Source organism: Paraburkholderia sp. PGU19, assembly GCF_013426915.1.
Taxonomy (GTDB): Bacteria; Pseudomonadota; Gammaproteobacteria; order Burkholderiales; family Burkholderiaceae; genus Paraburkholderia.
This window is the reverse complement of sequence record NZ_AP023180.1, coordinates 2,543,724-2,559,505: the sequence shown is the minus strand read 5'-3', so window position 1 is coordinate 2,559,505 and position 15,782 is coordinate 2,543,724. Positions and strand designations below refer to the sequence as shown.

Genomic DNA, 15,782 nt, shown 5'->3' with positions numbered 1-15,782 from the left:
CCTCGTCCCCTCGAAGCTTCCTCTCTTTGCATCTTGTCGGCCACGTCGGTACGGCAAACGAGTCATTTCATCACGGCCCATCGGCAAGTCCCGTCAAAAGGCGGCGGCCGGGTTGCTGCCTGCATTCACAACCTCGATTGTCTTGTTTCACGAGATGATGTCGATTGAATGAAATTGGCCGAAGTTGCTCAGACGTCGACTTTGTAAGCCGTGAACAACCCATTTTCACCTGGCAGGCCATCGACGTGTAACCGGCACCACCTGCCCGACGAACTAACTTAACCAGCCAATAACCGTTCGTCGATCCTGCTAATGTCGACTCACTTTTCATGCACCATGTGCGGCCGTTGCTGCCATGATCTGCGCCTGCCACTCACTATTGATGAAGCGCTCGATTGGATCGCCCACGGTGGTGAAGTACAACTGCTGTGCGATGCGATCGTCTGGCCCCAAGAGCCGCTACACACTGACCAGTTCGCCCAACACCGAAGGCGCCGCTCATTCGCTGCACATAGTGGGACGTTGCCAGTACGTGTAACCGTGACGCTGGTGGCCGCGTTCGCGGGATCGGCGCTAGCGTTGGGCGGCCTGAAGACCCATCCGGCGCGGCGCACACCCCGGCATACCTGGGCTTCTTTGACGAGGACATCAGCGACAGCGATCGACTGAACTCACCGCACGCGCCGGGTCCGCTTCAACTGTAACCCGATCGTGCTGGCGAGCGAATTACCATGAGTGTCGTTATCTGGAGTCAGGACATGCTGCCCCGTTACATCACTGCCATCGTTGCGAGCGCTGCGGCGCTGCTCACCTCGCATGCGTTCGCTGCCGCGCCGCGCCCGGTTGTCGTTGAACTGTTCACATCGCAGGGCTGTTCGTCGTGCCCGCCGGCGGATCGCTTTCTGTCCGAGCTGAGCGACTCACGCGCCGACGTTCTGCCCTTGGCGTTTCATGTCACATACTGGAATCAGCTCGGCTGGAAAGATCCGTTTTCGTTCGACGGCGCCGATGCGCGTCAGGCCCGGTACGCGCAACGGTTTCGCGACTTCGAGTACACGCCGGAAATGGTAATCGACGGCAAGGCCGAGGTGGTGGGCTCTAATCGCATTGCAGCCAGCGCGGCCATCGACCACGCCAGGTCCGCCGGTGTGACGGCCGCTACAGTTAGCGCTACGCGTGTAGACGGCGGTGTTTCGGTATCGATTGGCCCGGGCACCGGACGCGCGCATGTGCTGCTGGTCGGCTACGACGCACGTCACGTCACGGCGATCGGGCGCGGTGAGAACGCAGGCCATACGCTCACTGAATCGAATGTCGTGCGTAGCATGGTGGCAATCGGCCAGTGGTCAGGTACGGCGCTCATGTTGCGTGCCGACGCCGTCGCCGGCGAACATCAAGTGGTTCTTCTTGAGGACAATGATGGCGATATTGTCGGCGCCGCACGCGTTGTCGATACAAGTGAAGCGCCTGCTCGATGAGTGATGGGTTGTTGCTCGCCAGTGAGTGGACTTGCCGATTGGCAGGAAAATCAGAAAGTCAGCTTCGACGTGAAGATGGGACCGAAGGGTAAACAGGCCGCGAATATCAAGCCAGTCTAACTGGCGCGCACATCGTCCTGACAGGTGACCTGCGTTGTGCGGGTCAAATTTTTTGGCTTACCATGTCAGGAGTCCATGCATTGGATGGCATTGCGGTGGACTGGTTCGAGCAGGACGGACAAGTCCTGCTCATGGCCAGTCACCCCACCTTCTATCAGGCTGCGTCAATCAGGCGGCGACGGGTGCCGAGGCGCTATCCCTGGTTGGTGCGACTACTACCGGGTTCTGCGGCGCCCGCTTTGCGGGTGCCTTCCTCGCCACCGCTTCCTGCAAGTCTTTTGAAAACTGTCCGGGCTTCCGTGCTTCGGCAAGGCCCCTGTTTCCGGCTGCACCGTTCTCAGCCGAATCTTTCTTTGAGAAAGGAAACCACGTAAGGGGTAGCGGCGGCCGCTACCGTTGACGCAGTGGCGGGGTCAATGCCCATTTTCTCGGCTAGCGATTCAGCCACACGACCGGTTAGTACGCCCTCTCCCCCCTCCTCGAGGGACTTGAAAACTCCATCGCCTTTCACGAGACCGGCTGCGAATGCAGCAAAAAAGCTCCTTCCCGGATGGTCGCCCAGGAGACCCGCGCTTTGCTCTTCAACGTGAGCATGTGCAGTCTCCGCCACCTGACTCAACATCTGCTGTGCAGCATCGGGACTGACGCCTTGATCGGCAAGTGCCTGAGCGGCCTGGTTTCCGTGCTCAGACGCGAGGAATTCAGAGACCAGTTGCTGTGCTTCCATGAAACGCACTCCTATAGTGGTGATGCTCCGAAGAGGGGCCAACGCCACAGATATCCTGACACAGCAAATCGTAAAAGCGCAAGCGTGCCAGATCCACACGCCGCCCGTCCGCTAACCTGACAGCGCCGCTGCCTCGCTTTGATCCCTTCTGCCAGCGGCACCATGCACCTGCCTGGTTCTTCAACGCTTGCCCAGAGAATTCTCGATGCGAGACGATGGCATCGCTCGAAATCCTGCCGACCAATTCTATTCGGTCGTGGTAAAAACAGTCCTTTTCATATCCGGACTGACACGACCTAGTTGTCGGCAACCCATTGTATGGATATCGAAACATCGGCGGGATCATTATCAGGATCAGAAGGTCTCCCATGCATCCACGGCGGCAGAGCCTGATCTCACCGAGGTAGTCCGCCTCTGCGAACTCGCCGATTGTATGAGCGCATTCGGCTTTGCTGGAGTTGCAGTAACGCTTGGTGCGCGTAACGTGCTCTGAGAGGCTAAGGAGCGCGACGTCGATAAACCCGTATCGGTGAGCCGGAACACAGACACGGCCTCCTTCAGGCTCATCGCCTGCTCTTCGAGCGAATGCGCGGCCGCTGCTGCCTGCTCGACGAGTGCCGCGTTCTGCTGGGTAACTTCATCCATCTGCGTAACAGCCAGATTGACCTGCTCGATGCCACGGCTTTGCTCCTCCGATGCCGCAGCAATCTCGCCGACGATGTCGGACACCTGCCTGATTGCCCGCTTGACATCGCCCATTGTCGCGCCAACTTCAGTAGCCTGCTTCGCGCCATCCTGGATCATCGCCACCGACGAGCCGATCAGTTCCTTGATCTCCTTTGCAGCCGCGGCAGAACGCTGTGCCAGGCTGCGCACTTCACTGGCAACGACCGCAAAACCTCGCCCCTGCTCACCGGCACGCGCAGCTTCCACGGCAGCATTAAGCGCAAGAATATTTGTCTGGAATGCAATGCCTTCAATGACACCAGTGATCTCCGAGATCTTCGTCGAACTGCCGCTGATCCGCTCGATTGTGCCGACCATGCCTTGCACGGCATCATTGCCCGCATCGGCCACATCCGTGGCCTGACTTGCCAACGCATTGGCTTGCCGTGCGTTGTCGGCATTCTGCTTCACCGTTTCCGTCAACTCGGTCATGCTCGACGCCGTTTCCTCAAGCGACGCTGCCTGCTCTTCGGTGCGTGCCGACAGGTCGGTGTTGCCGGCAGCGATTTCCCGGGACGCCACGGTCACCGACTCGGCGCTTGACTTGATACCTCGCACGGTGCTGCTCAATTGCCCGTCCATTTTCTTCAAGGCTTCGAGCAATTGACCGAATTCGTCGCGCTTCCGGATCGCAATGCCGTTGTCAAGCTGGCCTCCGGCAATCTGGTTAGCAACGCCCACAGCTTCGCAGAGCGGCTTCGTGATCGCGCCTGACAGAAAGAACATCGCACCAGTGGCCCCGACGATGCCAACGCCTATCAGCGTGATGGCGATCCAGCGAATGGTGCCAAAGGTAGCCTCGCTGATATTGACGAATTGCTGGGCCTGCGCCTCATTTTCGGCAAGATCCTCATCCAGCAATTTGTTGAGCGCGCTGGTCATCTGACTGTTCCTGTCAACGAGCGACGAGACAAGATCGTAGTTACCGGACTCCAGTGCCGCTACCTGCTCGTCAACGCCCGTTTTGAACTGCGGCAGGATAGTCTTGACGCCGTCGGCAATTTTTCGCTCAGCGTCACTCGACACCCGGTTCGGATAGTAGTCGTTCCAGCTCTTGTTAATGCGGTCCTGGTCCGCGCGAATCAGGTCAACGCTCGCTTTTGTCCGAGCCGGATCATGAAGAGACTGGGCGCGACGGATCTGAAGCCGGATCTCGAGCTGCGCTGCGCGCACGTCACCCAGCACGATGACGGGAACCATGTTCCCCGCATAGGAATCGTTCATGTTCGAATTCAACCTCGAAAGTCCGAACAGACCGAAAATACCGATCGCTATGATGAGCGCAAGGCAAAGACTGAACGCGAGGATAATCTTAAACTTGATGCTTTGTATGAACGTGTGCATGCTGCTTCCAGAATCTCCGCGGTACCTGAAACGGCATCAAATCGATAGCCGACGTGTGTGGCCCCGGATGTACCTCTTGTTCTTCTTTGCTCCTGTTTACGGTTTTTTCGAAAGTAGCTGAAGCCCGCGCGATGTCAGTCTTTACTGATTCAGACGTAAGGAAAAACTGACTGGCTTCACGCGACGCGAGATTACAAGTTGCCCCATATCGATAACAGACACCTTTCCCCCAGGCCTTCGTTTGCAGCCGCGAATGACGGCCCGACCATCTGCTTCTTTAAGAGCTTGTGTTCTGATCCCAAGGCGGTTGATCGCCAAACGTCTCGGCAAGGTAATCGACGAAGCGGCGCACTTTGAGCGGTATGCGTTGCGCGCTCGGATAAACCGCCTGAATCGCCAGATCAGTCGCACGATAAGCGGGCAGCAGCGCCACAAGTTCACCCCGCCTGAGGTGCTCGCCGAACACGAACGTCGGACCGTACGTGATGCCGGCGCCAGCGAGGGCAGCGGCAAGAAGCATTTGAGTATTGTTGACTGCCATCCGACACGGTCCATCGATAACGTGCGCGCGATTTCTCGCATCCAGCAACGTCCAGTCGCCGCCCGACACAGCCTCGCTGAAGGCAAGTCGCGGCGCGCGTCGTAAGTCTTCGGGCTTGCGCGGCGTTCCATGGCGCGCCAGATACGCGGGAGATGCGCACACGACCATTCGGCACGGCGCAAGCCAGCGCATCACCACGCCTGGATCCTGCAACCGTCCGATCCGGATTGCGACGTCAACGCCGGCATCCACGAGGTCGACATAGCGATCCGCGAGCTGCACTTCCACGTTCACGTGCGGATGGTCCTCCAGATAGCGGGCAACAACATTGCCCAAGTGCATCGCGCCGAACGTGACGGGCGCCGCGACGCGCAGTACGCCGCGCGCCGTACCTTGCGAATCGCCCGCTTCCCGGTTCGCTTCATCGAACGCTTCGAGAATCCGCCTGGCGCGCTCATAGTAAATCTGGCCCGCCTCGGTCAGACTCAGGCGCCGCGTTGTGCGCTGGAGCAGCCGCACATTCAGGTCAGCCTCGATTGCGCTCACATGCTTGCCGGCCATCGCTGCCGATAGCCCAAACCGTCGCGCCGCAGCGGCAAAGCTGCCTTCATCGACAGCCGCGACAAACACGCCAAGGCTCGTCAATCGGTCCATTTGCCCTCCAATTCGATAACAACATTATCGACTCCATACACTATCCCGCCAATTATCAAACTGGCGACATGAATCTACCATCCAGCCATGACCTCACGGAAAGGGCACGGAAATGGAAATCGAGACGAATGGCACGCGGATTCACGTCGCGCAGCGGGGCAGCGGCGAACTGGCAGTGGTATTTCTGCATTACTACGGTGGCTCGTCCCGCACATGGGACGGAGTAGCGAGCGAGTTATCCGACCGGTATCGGATCGTCGCCACCGATCATCGCGGCTGGGGCGAGTCCGAGGCCCCCGTCGATGGCTACGGTAGCGCCGATCTTGCCGCCGACGCCGAAGGCGTCATCCAGACGCTGGGTCTCGCGCGCTACGTTCTTGTCGGTCATTCGATGGGCGGCAAGGTGGCCCAACTCATCGCATCGCGCCGGCCGGCCGGACTTGAAGGCCTTGTGCTGGTCGCGCCGTCGCCTCCGTCGCCCATGCTCCTCTCCGACGAGCAACGCGCGACGTTGACGGGCGCATATCAGTCGCGCGAATCGGTCGAATTCGTCATCGATAACGTTCTGACCGCAAAGTCGCTCGACGCCGCACGACGCGAGCAAGTGATCGAGGACAGCCTGAAGGCCGCACCGCAGGCCAAGGCAGCCTGGCCCAATGTGGCCATGGGAGAAGACATCACCGCGGCGGTCGCGTCAATCGATGTGCCCACCATCGTCATCTCCGGTGAGTTCGATCAGGTAGATCGCATCGCAACGCTGCAGGCGGAGCTGATGCCTCGTATTCCACACGCGGCGATGCATATCCTGCCCGGAACGGGGCACCTGTCACCGCTGGAGGCACCCGTTGAGCTGGCGCACATCATCGCGCGATTCGTCGCAGGGATTGAAGACAAGTCAGCGGTGTGCAGCACGCCCGAACAGGTCCCCGCCGCTTTCGACGCAGCGCTGAACGCCGGCGATCTCGATGCCCTGCTCGGTACGTTTAGCAATCAAGCCACGATGCGGATGACGGACGGCGAGGTAGTGCAAGGCCCCGCCGCATTGCGCAACGGCCTCGCTCGCTTGCTGGCACTGCGCCCACACATCCACAACCAGGTGCGTCGTGTGTTGACGAGCGGCAATACAGCGCTCGTCCTGCTCGACTGGACCTTGAACGTGACGCTACCGGACGGCCAGCCGCACGAGGAACGCGGCACCGCTACGCAGGTGATGGAAAAGGGCCGCGACGGTGGGTGGAGGCTGCTTGTCTCCAATCCGTCTGGGTTGAATTGAGCGGTACTGGGGCTGCTGTCCGGCATGGTCGACTCCGACCCGCCGTAGCCGCTGAAAAAATTGAAATCAGTTTGCTTCGCTACCTTCTGGAAGAGATTCCCATGTCCCTTGTTCATCCTAAATACAAAGTCGCGGTTGTTCAGGCTGCTCCCGTCTGGCTCGATCTTGATGCCGGTATCGACAAGACCATTGAGCTGATTAACGAAGCCGCCGACCGAGGCGCCAGCCTGATCGCCTTTCCGGAAACCTGGTTACCTGGCTATCCCTGGCATATCTGGATGGGCGCACACGCGTGGCAGGTAAGCCGTGGCTTTGTACAGCGCTACTTCGATAACTCGCTGGACTACAACAGCCCGGAGGCTGCAAGACTCAGTTCGGCCGTCCGGCAGGCCGGAATCACGGCGGTCATTGGTCTTTCTGAGCGAAGCGGCGGCAGTCTCTATATGGGGCAGTGGATCATCAGCGCCGAGGGGACGACCATCGCTGCACGCCGCAAGCTGCGCCCGACTCACGTGGAGAGGTCCACATTCGGCGAAGGCGACGGCTCCGACCTGGCGGTGCATCAGGTCGAAGGACTTGGAAGAATAGGCGCGTTGTGCTGCTGGGAGCATTTGCAGCCGCTGTCCAAATACGCGATGTATGCGCAGAATGAAGAGGTGCATATCGCTGCGTGGCCAAGCTTTTCTAACTATGAACCTTTCGCCCCGGCGCTCGGATGGGAGGTCAACAATGCCGCAAGCAGAATATATGCAGTGGAAGGGTCGTGTTTCGTCCTGGCGCCGTGTGCTGTCGTGTCCGAAGCGATGATCGACGCGCTGTGCGACACCCCGGATAAGCATGCACTCAACCATGTCGGTGGTGGGCATGCGGTCATCTATGGGCCTGACGGCCGCGCTCTGGTCCCGAAGCTGCCAGAAGACAGCGAAGGCATTCTGTACGCGGACATCGATCTTGGTGTCATTGTCGTGGCCAAGAATGCCGCCGATCCTGCCGGTCATTATTCCCGCCCGGATGTCACGCGCCTTTTGATCAACAAGACCAGCATGCGACGAGTCGAGACTTTGACGATACCCATGGATAACTACGGGATCGACGAAAAGGCGGAGGGGCAAAACAAGTAGGGCACCTTCTGCTGATTTTGCCTGAAAGACCGAGACTCAATCGTTGCGCCAATCAACTACGGCGCAACCGATCCAAGCTCGCGCTCGCCAGTTGCCATGTAGCCGTGCCGTTCACGGCGGTATTGGATCGGCGAGACACCACGTGCCAACTTGAATGCGCGGCTGAAAGAGAATTCCGACCCATAGCCAACGCGCGACGCGACTTCACCAAGGCGTAGTTCGGTTTCCTCCAGCAACTGTGCAGCAATGCCCATGCGCCAACGCGTCAGATACTGATGAGGCGGTTCGCCCACCAAGGCGCAGAAATTGCGAGCGAATGCAGCGCGCGACAACGTGGCTTCTTTGGCAAGTTCCGCCAGTGTCCAGGCACGTTCGGGTGATTCGTGTATCCGCGCAAGGACCCTCGTCATTTGCGGCGATCGTAACGCCGAAAACCAATCATTATCTGCAGGGGAAGCAGCATCCGCCCATTCGCGCATCAAGTAGACGAACAGGGAAGACAGCAGATTCCGCACTACGATATGGTTGCCAAAGTTCGGTGTCTCAACTTCATTACGTAGCAAGCGCAGCGTATCGCTCAGTGGGGAATGTCCAGGTTCCATCCCGGCGCGGAGCACTACAGCCTGCGGAAGCGCCCGCAATGCGGGGAGCGCCAAATGCTGATCCAGGTTGAACTGGCCGCAAATGAGCGTGGTGGCTTTGGGATCAGGGTCAACCACACCATCGTGCCTGGCCAGAAACGTATCGAGCGGAATGGCCTTGCCTCGCTTCGAATGCACGACTTCATGCGCACTGCCACGCGGGAACAGGACTAATTCACCTGCGCGTAATTCCATCGCTTCCGCGCCAGATTGACGAACGAAAGCATGACCTTCCGCCGCGAAATGGAACACCACGGCATCGCGAGATTTCACCGCGAATCCCCACGGCCCAGCCACGCGCGTCCGTACCAGCACAAGGCCATCAGCGCGGACCGCTTTCAACCACCCGTTCAATGCTTCCATGACTTCACCATAGCAGAATGAGACGAATCGACATGCAATCTGGATGGACTGATATTGATCGTCTTCATCGGAGCGACTTTAATGGAAGAGAGGCAACCCCCAAAGGCGAGACCATGAACCGAGAACAGATTCAAGCCGCAATCGATACCATTTACGCGCGCGTTTTCAACAAGGGCGAGTCCGAACTGCTACCGGGCCTCGTCGCTGGTCCGTATATTCAGCACAACCCGATGTTTCCGGATGGCACCGATTTCATCTCCGGCTATATCAAGCAGGTCGGCAAGGTGTCGTGCGAGGTCAAGCGCACTGCGATCGACGGTGACCTCGCTTTCATTCACGTGCGCTATCTGGACTGGGGCGGCAAGGAAACGGCGGGCGTCGACATCTTCCGTTTCGATGCCGATGGAAAGATCGTCGAGCACTGGGATGTTTTGCAGCCGGTGCCAGAAACGGCCAACAACACCAATACGATGTTCTGAGCGTCGCAGACGGGTCACTCAGGCGGAACGCCTTACGCAGCAACGGTCGCAGCGATGCCGCAGTTCGCTGAATAAAGTGAAGAATGACGGATCACCGGATGATGAGTCCATCATCTTGCCTGGAAATCCGTCTAACCCCATGACTTTTAAAGAATAGTCTCGCGCCGGTCAAGACCGGGACTATCGACAGTTCGTGCTCCCGACTGGACGAACCGCACGAAGCACAACGGAACCGGACCGGACGAAAACCGAAGGCCCGACACTGAGTGTGTTATTCGTTAATGGCTTCATTATCCGCAACAGAGCCGGCTCATCTGGACCGCGAATTCGAGCGACTAGCGGCAGTAAATGAATCAATTACTTTCAAATCGTCGGTCGCCAGTTCGACTCTCGAATCTGAGGAGCGGTCACACTGTCTTTCAGGGCGTGCGCAGTTCCTCCGCTGCCCTTCACGGGATTCAACGGGCTTACGATTGACGTAACGACTACTTTCGCTGGCGCCACGCAGCGAATAGACTGAATGGGAGCACGCAAACAAGGGGGCTCTCATGCACACGTTCAGCAAGCGTCAAATTTTTGCAATTGCTGTGCTGCTCTGCTGGCAGGCTGCAGCAGTCGCGCAGCCCGTAGCCTATCCGGCCAAAGGTCAAAGTGCGCAGAAACAGCAGCAGGATCAGTCATCATGCGCATCGTGGGCCAAATCGCAAACTGGCGTTGATCCTGCAGCGGTAGCTGCCACACCTCCGCCACCGTCCGGTCCCGCCGTAGGCGGCGGGGAGCGAGTCGGCGGCGCTGCTCGCGGCGCTGCCGGAGGTGCAGTCATTGGGGCGATAGCTGGCGACGCCGGAAAGGGCGCTGCAGTTGGCGCGGTTGCCGGGACAATGGGTGGAGGAATGCGCGCGCGTCAGAACCAGCGTAATGCCCAGGCATCGGCCCAGGCTCAGAATCAGAATGCAATGGCGGCATTCAATCAGGCATATTCCGCCTGCATGAGTGGCCGAGGGTATACGATGCACTAGGCCCTAAATCTCTAGACCGAATAGCCGCTTGTGGCAGTGATCCGCGATGCGACTCCGGTGGACTCTATTCGCGGACCACGGGGTCTACTCATGAGCGCATCGGTGAAATTCAATCTACTTCTGCTCACGCCTTCGACGCCGACGACATCGTGAAGACCGCACACCGGAACCGATGTCGTCGCGTCACATGAACGCCGACTACTAGTCACAGGGCGATACAAATGACCGGGCGATCACAAGTCACGGCCAATCTCATCGCCGCGAGTGTGAGCGGTTTCTTTCGCCGGGAAGATTTTGACAACCCACCATGACTGAGTGCTGGGCGGCTCACGATGCTTTCTTCAAAACGATTGACGCGTTCGCTCGGATACCCACTATGTTTGGTGTGCCTAATGTTCACATTAGCCACTTGCGCGTCGTGGCATGACCCAACGACTGATGACGATGCACCGCTGCGCGCTCGTGCCGTGACGGAGGAGAGTCACAGCGTACGCGTGAGTGCCGCAGTACTCAGCGCGAGGGAAAGCAAGCGCATGTTCGGCGCCGATCTATACGCTGTCAACGTGCAGCCTGTATGGCTTGAGGTAACGAATAGAACCGCGCAATCGTTATGGTTGTTTCGGACAGACGCTGACAGCGGCCACTTTTTACCTTTCGAAGTTGTTTGGGTCCTGCATCCGTTACGCGGTGGACCAGCTAACGCGCGAGTCGATGACCCGTTCTACAAACTTGCCTTCAGGAATCCAATTCCACCGGGCACGGTCCGCGCGGGCATCCTTTTCACCAATCCGGATCGTGGCACGAAACTCTGCAATATTGAACTGTCCGCAAAAAGCGCGCTGCTTCACTTCTCACTCTTCTTGCCGGTGCCCGACGACGGTGGCTTGGATGTCCCCCTCAACAACGCGCGGACGTCGGAAGAACGCGGCGAACTGGCAGTGCGATCTCTTTTGGCTGATTAATCTGGATGGCCTGCTGGGCCGTCTCATTCAGGTGCATGTTCGTTGCGCTTCCCTGCACGCATGAAGCGCAGCGCAAAACCGGCGAGCTTCGGGACCGTTTCGGGGCGCAGCAGTCGCCGGTCATAGCCAGCAAAGCGTCGCTCGTTCTCGGCAAGACACAGCGTGATGAGTTCGCGCACCCCGACCTGCACCGACGAAAGAGACTGCGCACCGTTGACGGTGAAATTGTTATCCTGCTTGTGCTCGTTGCCGTCGGCATCGAGCGTCCGCGCAAGCCTCATCCGCTCCCAGCCTAAAAACGCCCACACAGCGGCCACCTTCCCCTCGAAGAGGATGCGCCGCCACCAGGAGAGCTTTGCACGATGCCATGCGACCCAGTTTGCAAAAAGCAGTATATGGCGACACTCCTCTTGAATGACCGGCTCGAAAGTGTCGATCAACTCGGGCGGAAACAGGCCTGAGCGGCGTGCAATCTCGAACAGACCGAAAGCGAAGAAGCTGTCGATACACTCGCTGTAACCTGTGACCAGGTAAGCCCATTCGGCATCCTTGGGGTGAACATAGGGCGCTTCACTCGCGAGTGGAATATCGTACGCAGCCACCATCCGCGAAAGCACTTCTTTATGACGGCTCTCTTCCCACGCGTTCAGCGCGAGCGCTTCACGTACGTCTGGCTCGCTGATGATGTTTGCATACGCCGCCATTCGCAGCCGAGCCCTGCCCTCCGTCTGCACCGCGATGTCCCAGATCGGCAGGGAAACAATCCTCGCAAGTGCGTCGGGCCCAAGCTGCGGCCAGTCGAGGACCGATGGGCGGTACGGATTAAAGGTCTCGCGAAACATTCGGCACATCTCGCTCCGATGCGCATCGGAGCCCGGCTTCAGCGCGCCCTCAACATTGCTTGTCCAGTGCCTGAAGTTGCGATCTGCGGCTTCGATGGCCATCTGGTCGGGCTTGCGCTGCGGCAAAACAGGAGGGCGAAAGCCTTGTATCAGTTGTTCAACAAGGAATCCGTCAAAAGGAGGTTGATTCATTCTGGATGTCTCCAGGTTGAACGCAACGCCACAAAATTACGACATCCGGTCGCCAATGACCCAATCTGACTTCGCCGCATGCCGCTTCGATTCAATCACGACCGCAGTACCCATTTCTACGAGATCACTTCACATTCGCGTTGCCGGGCCTCGCATCCATCGAGCGCGGGAGGCCAAACGAACGTTCAGCCACCTGCCAGAAAATGAGTCCGGGTACGAAGAACAATAGATCTCCGAGCGCCTGCCAACGCGAGGCCGGTGGGCGCAACGATGCCCAGTATGCCACCGATCACAACGAAGCCGCCTTCGAGCACACCGATGTTACCTAAGCGGCTTCAGGACAGTCACGGGTCTACCGCTCGCATACGGGCGAGCATCGTTCGGAAAAAGGCCCTGCGGTTACAGGTGGCGAGAATCGTATAAACGATTCCGGATACCCCATCCATTGATGGTGACTCAAATCAGAAGACCATCCTGGGCGTAACGTTCGGCATTCATTCCGGAAAAACGAAGATGCAGCAGAACGAGCAAGCGCAGCCTGCATCCATCCTGTGGATGGACAACACCGTTCGTGCGAACGGAAGTGCGCCGCTGCGCTAGCGCACGACGGTACGCGGCGAACGCTAACAGCCGCGTCGACGCCAACGCGATGGCGATCAGCGTGACAACGGCTAACCTGAAATCCAGCGTCTCGAATGCCGATTCGCGGATACCGAACAGCTCGATGGCTACAAGCACGATCGCATCGATGGCCGTTGCCGCGATCGATGCTGTCACGAGATACGTTCGGATGGATATGACCGTTGTGCTGTTCATCGGTGTCCCCTGCTCTGTGGTGGTCGCCGATCCGCGCCTTCGGATAACAACGCTGACGGCTTCGACATCGAGGCCAACTGGCACCAACGATCCTAACGGGACCAATCTTAAGAAGACGTTAAGGTCGCGTTACCCAGTGTTACTGACACTTTCGAAAGCCGTCAGCGATCGTCCTATTCCTGAAAGGAAATAAGAAGTGCCTTGATTAACAGGTTCACGCAGCCTGCGATTTCTTAATGTCTCGTTAAGGTGCGCTCACGTAGATTGGGAAATATCGACCTGTTTAGAAGCAAGCAATCGTATTCCCGGCGTGCGTCTTCATCTATGTACGAGGAGCGGTCCCGGCAATGAAAATCAATCGCGCATCCAATGGAGGAACCGGCGACACCGCCAAACGTCCGTTTCGCTCGCCGCGTCGAAAGTTCCTATGTATTGCTGCGGGTGCGCTTGCAGCGTCAGCGGTTACTGGCCTAATGCCTCAGATGATTCGTAAGGCACTGGCAACTCGGGCGCATCGCATGACGGGAACGATTGACGATGTCGGCCATATCGTGATCTTCACGCAAGAAAACCGTTCGTTCGACCATTACTTCGGCACGCTGCGCGGGGTGCGCGGATTCAATGACCGGATGGCAATCGCCTTACCCAATGGCGACCCCATATGGAAGCAGCCTACGGATACTGGCTATATTCTGCCGTTCCACGCGGATATGACTGTCACACGTGCGACATGTGCGCGGGCGCCAACGATGAACTATCCCGTCGACATAGCGATGTGGGACCACGGCCTTTGCGACGAATGGAACAAAGCGCGTTTCGCGGGACTCGGCATGAGCTACTTTTCCCGAAACGATCTGCCGTTCTATTACGCGCTGGCCGACGCCTTTACCGTCTGCGACCAATACTATGCCTCGACGCTGACCCAGACCAATCCAAACAGATTGCATCTATTCAGCGGCAGCAGCGGTTTGTCGGCAGGCTTTCTTCCCACGCTCGATAACGTCGAGCCCGTGGCGGGCTTCACGTGGCCAACGGTCGCTGAAACGCTCGAGACTGCCGGCGTGCACTGGCGCGTCTACCAGCAGGCAGATAACTTCGACGATAACGCGCTTGCACTGTTTCGCAACTTCCGATCCGCTTCAGCGTCGAGCGCACTCTACCGTAACGGCATGGCGAGAGTCGATAATGTAGCACGGGCATTCGCTGCGGATGTCGCAGCGGGTGCGCTCCCACAGGTATCGTGGATCATCGCGCCAGCCGCGTTGTCGGAGCATGCGAATTATCACCCGCAAGCCGGAGAGGACCTTACCGCGCGTCTGCTTGCAGCACTTTTCGCGAACCCCGAGGTTTGGTCCAGGACCGTATTCCTGCTGAACTACGATGAACAGGGCGGCTTCTTCGACCACGAGCCTCCACCGACGCCACCCGCGTCCGACGCGGAAGGCCGCTCGACAGTCGCTACGACGGGCGAAATCTTCGAAGGGCTGCCACTCGGTCTGGGTTTTCGGGTGCCAATGACAGTGATCTCACCGTGGTCCAAAGGCGGCTATGTATGCTCGGAGGTCTTTGATCACACCTCGATCATTCAATTCATCGAGCGACGTTTTGGCGTGCATTGCCCGAACATCAGCCCGTGGCGTCGTGCGATTTGCGGCGACCTCACATCGGCATTCGACTTCAGGACACGGGACACGACCTGGCCGCTGCTACCCGCTACAAGCACCTATGTCTCCGATGCCAACCGGCAATGCAGTACTCTGCCGGAGCCTACTGTGCCGACTGTGCAATCGCTCCCGAAGCAGGAACCCGGTATTCGTGCGTCACGGGCGCTGCCCTATGAGATTCACGTCAACGCACATGTGGACGCAGTCAGTGGAACGTTGTGGCTCGATATGATCAATGCTGGGCCAGCCGGTGTCGCACTCTCTGGCTACGACCTCGCGATCGGCACCAATCGGCCGCGTCGGTATGCGCTGGCGTCCGGCACGCAATTATCTGAACGTTGGGGCCATGCCCCGCCAGCCGCGACCCGATACCATCTCTCGATACACGGACCGAACGGCTTTCTGCGGCTTTTCGCGGGCGATGTCGCATCTGTACGCGATCTGGCACACGCCAACCCCGAGGTTCGAGCGACCAACGACAGGAAGAACAATACCTTATGCCTGACGCTGATCAATCGCGGGAATGCAGTCTGCGAATTTTCGATCTCGTCGAACGCATATCGTGCGGACGGCCCATGGAAATTTTCTGTTCGTGCCGGCCACTCGGTCGATACCCTATGGTCAGTGTCGGCAAGTGGCAACTGGTATGACCTTAGCGTGACGGTTGATGTTCAACCCGCATTTCTGCGGCGCTTCGCGGGGCGGATGGAAAACGGCTATGACCTCGTCAGTGACCCTGCGGCTGCCTGATATTGGGCGGGTGACCGCAGTTGATCGCGAAGCCAGATCTCCGTTGTATGGCGACCCGGATATAACCCAT

Annotated in this window: 14 protein-coding genes and 2 pseudogenes; 8 read left to right on the top strand and 8 right to left on the bottom strand. The window is 58.5% G+C overall.

What is annotated here, in order from left to right; all coding sequences use genetic code 11:
* Window positions 1–327: 327 nt before the first annotated feature.
* Window positions 328–453, bottom strand: a complete 126-nt coding sequence (locus H1204_RS52985) for a hypothetical protein (protein WP_346015752.1) — start codon at window positions 451–453, stop codon at window positions 328–330.
* Window positions 454–758: 305 nt separating this feature from the next.
* Here H1204_RS52985 and H1204_RS29130 point away from each other — a divergent pair, with 305 nt between their 5' ends.
* The gene (locus tag H1204_RS29130; protein ID WP_180733333.1) at window positions 759–1,478 is read left to right on the top strand and encodes a DUF1223 domain-containing protein; all 720 of its coding nucleotides are present in this window, start codon (window positions 759–761) and stop codon (window positions 1,476–1,478) included.
* A 42-nt stretch (window positions 1,479–1,520) separates the two neighbouring features.
* Window positions 1,521–1,598: pseudogene (locus H1204_RS29125) on the top strand (cold-shock protein); the annotation flags it as partial.
* A 337-nt stretch (window positions 1,599–1,935) separates the two neighbouring features.
* On the opposite strand, the gene H1204_RS29120 reads toward H1204_RS29125, so the two are convergent.
* From H1204_RS29120 to H1204_RS29110, 3 genes are all read right to left on the bottom strand, one after another.
* The gene (locus tag H1204_RS29120) at window positions 1,936–2,325 is read right to left on the bottom strand and encodes a hypothetical protein (protein WP_180731915.1); all 390 of its coding nucleotides are present in this window, start codon (window positions 2,323–2,325) and stop codon (window positions 1,936–1,938) included.
* Between the two features lie 354 nt (window positions 2,326–2,679).
* Window positions 2,680–4,395 carry a methyl-accepting chemotaxis protein gene (locus H1204_RS29115; protein ID WP_180731914.1) on the bottom strand — a complete coding sequence of 572 codons (1,716 nt, stop codon included), beginning with the start codon at window positions 4,393–4,395 and terminating at the stop codon, window positions 2,680–2,682.
* A gap of 277 nt (window positions 4,396–4,672) precedes the next feature.
* Complete coding sequence (locus H1204_RS29110; protein WP_180731913.1) at window positions 4,673–5,590, bottom strand: LysR family transcriptional regulator; 918 nt, start codon at window positions 5,588–5,590, stop codon at window positions 4,673–4,675.
* A 112-nt stretch (window positions 5,591–5,702) separates the two neighbouring features.
* Here H1204_RS29110 and H1204_RS29105 point away from each other — a divergent pair, with 112 nt between their 5' ends.
* Both H1204_RS29105 and H1204_RS29100 read left to right on the top strand, forming a co-directional pair.
* Window positions 5,703–6,863: an alpha/beta fold hydrolase gene (locus H1204_RS29105; protein WP_180731912.1), complete on the top strand. Its 1,161-nt coding sequence runs from the start codon at window positions 5,703–5,705 to the stop codon at window positions 6,861–6,863.
* Between the two features lie 101 nt (window positions 6,864–6,964).
* Window positions 6,965–7,984: a carbon-nitrogen hydrolase family protein gene (locus H1204_RS29100; RefSeq protein ID WP_180731911.1), complete on the top strand. Its 1,020-nt coding sequence runs from the start codon at window positions 6,965–6,967 to the stop codon at window positions 7,982–7,984.
* A 56-nt stretch (window positions 7,985–8,040) separates the two neighbouring features.
* Here H1204_RS29100 and H1204_RS29095 read toward each other — a convergent pair whose 3' ends face one another.
* Window positions 8,041–8,988, bottom strand: a complete 948-nt coding sequence (locus tag H1204_RS29095) for an AraC family transcriptional regulator (protein ID WP_180731910.1) — start codon at window positions 8,986–8,988, stop codon at window positions 8,041–8,043.
* 113 nt (window positions 8,989–9,101) lie between these two features.
* On the opposite strand from H1204_RS29095, the gene H1204_RS29090 reads away from it, so the two are divergent.
* From H1204_RS29090 to H1204_RS29080, 3 genes are all read left to right on the top strand, one after another.
* Window positions 9,102–9,467, top strand: a complete 366-nt coding sequence (locus H1204_RS29090) for a nuclear transport factor 2 family protein (RefSeq protein ID WP_149676584.1) — start codon at window positions 9,102–9,104, stop codon at window positions 9,465–9,467.
* Between the two features lie 548 nt (window positions 9,468–10,015).
* The gene (locus H1204_RS29085) at window positions 10,016–10,486 is read left to right on the top strand and encodes a glycine zipper domain-containing protein (protein WP_180731909.1); all 471 of its coding nucleotides are present in this window, start codon (window positions 10,016–10,018) and stop codon (window positions 10,484–10,486) included.
* Between the two features lie 533 nt (window positions 10,487–11,019).
* Window positions 11,020–11,448 carry a hypothetical protein gene (locus H1204_RS29080; protein ID WP_180731908.1) on the top strand — a complete coding sequence of 143 codons (429 nt, stop codon included), beginning with the start codon at window positions 11,020–11,022 and terminating at the stop codon, window positions 11,446–11,448.
* Window positions 11,449–11,471: 23 nt separating this feature from the next.
* On the opposite strand, the gene H1204_RS29075 is transcribed toward H1204_RS29080, so the two are convergent.
* The 3 genes and pseudogenes from H1204_RS29075 to H1204_RS29070 form a co-directional block, all read right to left on the bottom strand.
* The gene (locus tag H1204_RS29075; protein ID WP_180731907.1) at window positions 11,472–12,482 is read right to left on the bottom strand and encodes a ferritin-like domain-containing protein; all 1,011 of its coding nucleotides are present in this window, start codon (window positions 12,480–12,482) and stop codon (window positions 11,472–11,474) included.
* A 124-nt stretch (window positions 12,483–12,606) separates the two neighbouring features.
* Window positions 12,607–12,808: pseudogene (locus H1204_RS51590) on the bottom strand (hypothetical protein); the annotation flags it as partial.
* 130 nt (window positions 12,809–12,938) lie between these two features.
* Window positions 12,939–13,298: a hypothetical protein gene (locus tag H1204_RS29070; RefSeq protein ID WP_180731906.1), complete on the bottom strand. Its 360-nt coding sequence runs from the start codon at window positions 13,296–13,298 to the stop codon at window positions 12,939–12,941.
* Between the two features lie 347 nt (window positions 13,299–13,645).
* Here H1204_RS29070 and H1204_RS29065 point away from each other — a divergent pair, with 347 nt between their 5' ends.
* Window positions 13,646–15,712 (top strand): phospholipase C, phosphocholine-specific, encoded by a 2,067-nt coding sequence (locus tag H1204_RS29065; RefSeq protein WP_180731905.1) that lies wholly within the window; start codon window positions 13,646–13,648, stop codon window positions 15,710–15,712.
* Window positions 15,713–15,782: the final 70 nt, after the last annotated feature.